Source organism: Phyllobacterium sp. P5_D12 (genome assembly GCF_054049495.1).
The window spans coordinates 1-3,922 of sequence record NZ_JBFUMG010000423.1; the positions used below are offsets into that span (position 1 = coordinate 1).

Genomic DNA, 3,922 nt, shown 5'->3' on the forward strand with positions numbered 1-3,922 from the left:
ACGGGCGGCGGAGCGGTTCGGTTTCAAGTTCGCAGGCACTGTCCGTCAGCACATGGTGCAGAAAGGCAAGACCCGCGACCCGGCGTGGTATTCGGTCATCGATAGTGAATGGCCCGCGCTGAAGGCTGCTTACGAGGCCTGGCTTTCGCCGGATAATTTCGATGCCAATGGCAAACAGATCAAGCGGCTGGAAGAGTTTCGTGTTGGGTGATGTTTTGGTGGCGCGGGTTATCTCTCCCCTTGTGGGAGAGAAATCGCAAGAGGGGATTTTGCTTATGCGCTCCAAATCCCCTCTCTTGGGTTTTCTAAGGATTTAGCGAAGAGGCTAAATCCAAGAAAACCCTTTCTCCCCCACAAGGGGGGAGATAAACGTGGCGCACTTGCATAAAACCGCCACGCGGTTACAAACGCGCTGAGATGCATTGAATGAAAGCAACAGCGTGACCGATCCGAAAACCCGTAATGCGGCCATTGCCGCCGCCTGTATCATGCTTGGCTTTGGCTTCGTCGCCTATTGGATGCCGACGCTGATGCTGGCGCTCGGCGAACGATCAACGCTGGCGGCAGGCGTTTTTGCCGTGGTCTTTGTTGCGGGTTTCTTTTTCGTTTTCTGGCTGCGCGCCAGAAAACAGCATGAGAATGACCAGCCTTAATATTGCAGCGAGGCGGTCAGCAGCAAGACGCCAAAGAGCACGATGAATAGTGCGCCGCCGATCTCTATGATGTTTTGAACGCGGACTGAAAGCGCGGAAGCGCCGGAAACGCGCAGCGCGACATTCTTTGCGGTCACAGCCAACGTTGCCAATATGGCGACGGTAATGAACGTGCCGAGCGCCATGGCGAAGACCGAGAGAACGCCGCCGAGGACGAGGCCATTCAGCAGCGAGAAGGTCAGGACGATCAGTGCGCCGGAGCAGGGGCGAAGGCCAACAGCGATAATTGCCGACCATGCGGTTTTCCAGTTGAAATTACCGGCGATCATCGCCGGGTCCGGCGCATGGGAATGGCCGCAGGTTTCGCAGACTTCACCCGCCGCGTGATTGTGATGATGGCCGTGGTCATGGTGATCATGGCTGTGGGCGCCGTGCGCATGACCGTGATCGTGATGGTCGTGATGGTCGTGGTCATGATGGTGATCGTGACCCGCCACGATCTTTTCGGGCATCAGGTGCGCGACACGGGGGCGGAAAAGCACCGGCACCTTGCGCCATAGCAGCGAAAGGCCAAAGGCGATGATCAGAATGAAGCTCGCCATTTCCATATAATGCGTGGCATCGTCCATCGAGACAGTCGTGCCGCGTAGCACGAGGAAGGTGAGGCCGATGACGAAGATCGCGGTGAAAGCCTGCAGCATCGACGAGGCGAAAGAGAGGACGATCCCACGCTTCAGCGTCGTTTCATTGGCCAGCATATAGGACGAGATTACCGCCTTGCCATGGCCAGGGCCGACAGCATGGAGAATACCGTAAAGGAATGACAAGCCAACAAGGATCGACGCCTGCCATGGGTCTTCGCGCATGCCTTTGAGTGCATGCGTCATGGCGAGATAGAAACTGCGCTGCTGCATGTTAATCCAGAGGATGATTTCCGCGAATGGCCCTGTCGGTTGCATGGCAACCTCGTTCATACCGATGCCAAGCGAAGTTTTCTGCGCCAGCGCATGGCCACTGAACAACAATGCGAGGACAAGTGCTCCGAACAGGGTTTTTTTCCGCATGTTATCTTCGTCCTAACTCTTCGCCGGGCATTCGATTTCAAGCCGCGTCGCGAATATCTTCGACATGTTGGTGCCGGTGGGATCGTTGAAAAAACTATCGGTCAGCGTTGCCTGGTTTTGGGCGATCGCCTGATCTGGATCGGGGCGCACAACCTTCTGGGTGCAGCCTTCCGGGACGCTGGTAACGTGGATGTCGCTATCATTCACATAATCGATTGCGGTGTAGAATGTAGGGTCATAGACGCCGAAACTTGTCTTCTTGCCGAGCTTCAGCGGCTGTTTCGGCTTACTTTCGAAGATGATCAGCAATTGGTTGTTCTGGAAATCGGCGATCAGACGTTCGGGCGCTGCCATGATGATGGTCTTGCCATTGAGCTGCACGGTCTGGAAGTAATCGAACTCGGAGACCGACTCATTGATCGTGCTGGCCAGATCGGCGAGTTCCTTGTCATCCAGTTTCAGATCGCCGTTCTTGTCGAATTCGACGAGGACAGTGCTGGAGAACAAATCGTCGAAACGCCAGACATGACCGAGCTTCTCGACGGTGCCGTCTGGCTTGATGGTGATATCCAGACGCGCTTCGGCAAAGACATGCGGGTGCACGTAGGCCGGCGTGGCGAAGGTCAATCCCGCCGCCAGTGCGCCGATGAAAACCCCGAATCGTTGGTGCATGGAGTTGCCCTTAATGGTTGGCGCAGAGGACTATGCGAAATTGGCGAAATTGGGACGATATATTATTACAGTATGATCGCGTTTAGACGCGGCGATTGTCCTTAAACCATTTTGTAAGGTAGTCGACCAGCACTCTTACCTTTGCCGGCAGGTAACGACGATGCGGGTAGACCGCATAAATTCCGGCGTCATGCATGACAAATTCTTCAAGCACCGCGACAAGTCTGCCGCTTTCGATATCCGGCTGCGCAATGAAATCAGGCAGCAGGGCAAAGCCCAACCCGGCGAGCGCCGCGCGGCGGGTTGCGAGCGGGCTGTTGATTTCCATGGGACCGGATAGCTGGACGGAAATCGACGGCCCATTCTCTTTCTGGAACTGCCAGGTATTGCGGGAGCGATTGTTGGTATCCACGATACATGGCAGGGAGGACAACTGCTCCGGCCGTTCAGGTTTTCCAACGCGTTCGATCAATTCACGCGTGCCGCAGGCGATGACCCGAAAGGGGGCGAGGCGCTTGGCAATGAGGGACGAGTCCTGCATGCGGGTGATGCGTATGGCGAGGTCGAAACCTTCCTCGACGAGGTCGACAAAGCGGTCGTCCAGCCGCACATCGAGAATGATATCGGGCTGCTCGGCGCAGAAATCGATGAGGCATTGGCCGATGTCCGCATCAGCAAAGGATCGCGAGGCCGAGATCTTGATGCGGCCTTTGATATCGCTGCTCGATTCGCGCACCGTTTCCTGCAGGCTCTCGACCTCACGCAGAATTTCACTGGCGCGCTGATAGTAAGTGTGGCCCGCTTCGGTCAGGGAAAACTGCCTCGTGGTGCGGTTGAGGAGCAGCGCGCCGAGTTCATCTTCCAGTTCGCGCACATATTTGGACAGGAGAGCCTTGGACCGCCCGATCTTCCGCGCTGCGGCGGAAAAACCCTCCGCTTCGACGACGTCGATAAAAGCGCGCATGCGGGTGAGCGTGTCCATCAGGTTCTTTCGGTACTGCTAAGAATGGCGCGGCCAAGCTTGATCAGGGCACGGTCGCTGCCTTTCGGCCCAATCAGCGAAATGCCGAAGGGTGCGCCATTTACTTCGCCGAGCGGCAGGGTGATCTGGGGGAAACCGGAAAGGCCGGAAAGACAGAACAGCCGCACGCAGCGCTCGCGATAGGCCTGGCTATCCTCGAAAGACGTGCTGACGAGCGGCGCTGCACCCGGGACCGTCGGCAGGACCATGATGCCGTCATCCTTCAAAAGGTCGGCCAACTCGCTGCGGAACAGATYGCGGCGTATCATTTGCCGCCGGTAGGTTTCAAGATCGATGGTCGAGCCATAATCGAAACGTTCCTTGACGGCAGGACCGAGATTGCGCTCTTTCGCCGAAATCCATGCACCGTGTTCGCTCCACGCTTCAAACGCCTGGACCTGGCGCAAACACAAATAGAGATCGTCCATGGATGCGGTCGGCTGACGCGCCGAGCGAGCATGGCCGAGATGGCCGCTGACGATCGCATACATGTTCCGGTAGGCCGTATCTTC

The 3,922-nt window shown here is 56.9% G+C and carries 6 protein-coding genes; 2 read left to right on the forward strand and 4 right to left on the reverse strand.

The features are described 5' to 3' along the window. Nucleotides 1-211: GNAT family N-acetyltransferase (locus tag ACXJ5O_RS20875; protein WP_457301561.1), on the forward strand; the 211-nt coding region annotated here is incomplete at its 5' end. A gap of 229 nt (nucleotides 212-440) precedes the next feature. Continuing rightward, nucleotides 441-653, forward strand: a complete 213-nt coding sequence (locus ACXJ5O_RS20880) for a hypothetical protein (protein WP_271898220.1) — start codon at nucleotides 441-443, stop codon at nucleotides 651-653. Here the strand turns inward: ACXJ5O_RS20880 and ACXJ5O_RS20885 are convergent. From ACXJ5O_RS20885 to ACXJ5O_RS20900, 4 genes are all read right to left on the reverse strand, one after another. After that, nucleotides 650-1,717, reverse strand: coding sequence for a nickel/cobalt transporter (locus ACXJ5O_RS20885; protein ID WP_457301562.1), 1,068 nt, complete (start codon nucleotides 1,715-1,717; stop codon nucleotides 650-652). The genes ACXJ5O_RS20880 and ACXJ5O_RS20885 overlap by 4 nt on opposite strands. A 12-nt stretch (nucleotides 1,718-1,729) precedes the next feature. Then, nucleotides 1,730-2,389 (reverse strand): DUF1007 family protein, encoded by a 660-nt coding sequence (locus ACXJ5O_RS20890; protein ID WP_457301563.1) that lies wholly within the window; start codon nucleotides 2,387-2,389, stop codon nucleotides 1,730-1,732. 82 nt (nucleotides 2,390-2,471) lie between these two features. Continuing rightward, on the reverse strand, nucleotides 2,472-3,371 hold the full coding sequence (locus ACXJ5O_RS20895; RefSeq protein WP_457301564.1) for a LysR family transcriptional regulator: 900 nt from the start codon (nucleotides 3,369-3,371) through the stop codon (nucleotides 2,472-2,474). Continuing rightward, a partial coding sequence (locus ACXJ5O_RS20900) for an amidase family protein (protein ID WP_457301565.1) occupies nucleotides 3,371-3,922 on the reverse strand: 552 nt, incomplete at its 5' end. The genes ACXJ5O_RS20900 and ACXJ5O_RS20895, both read right to left, overlap by 1 nt.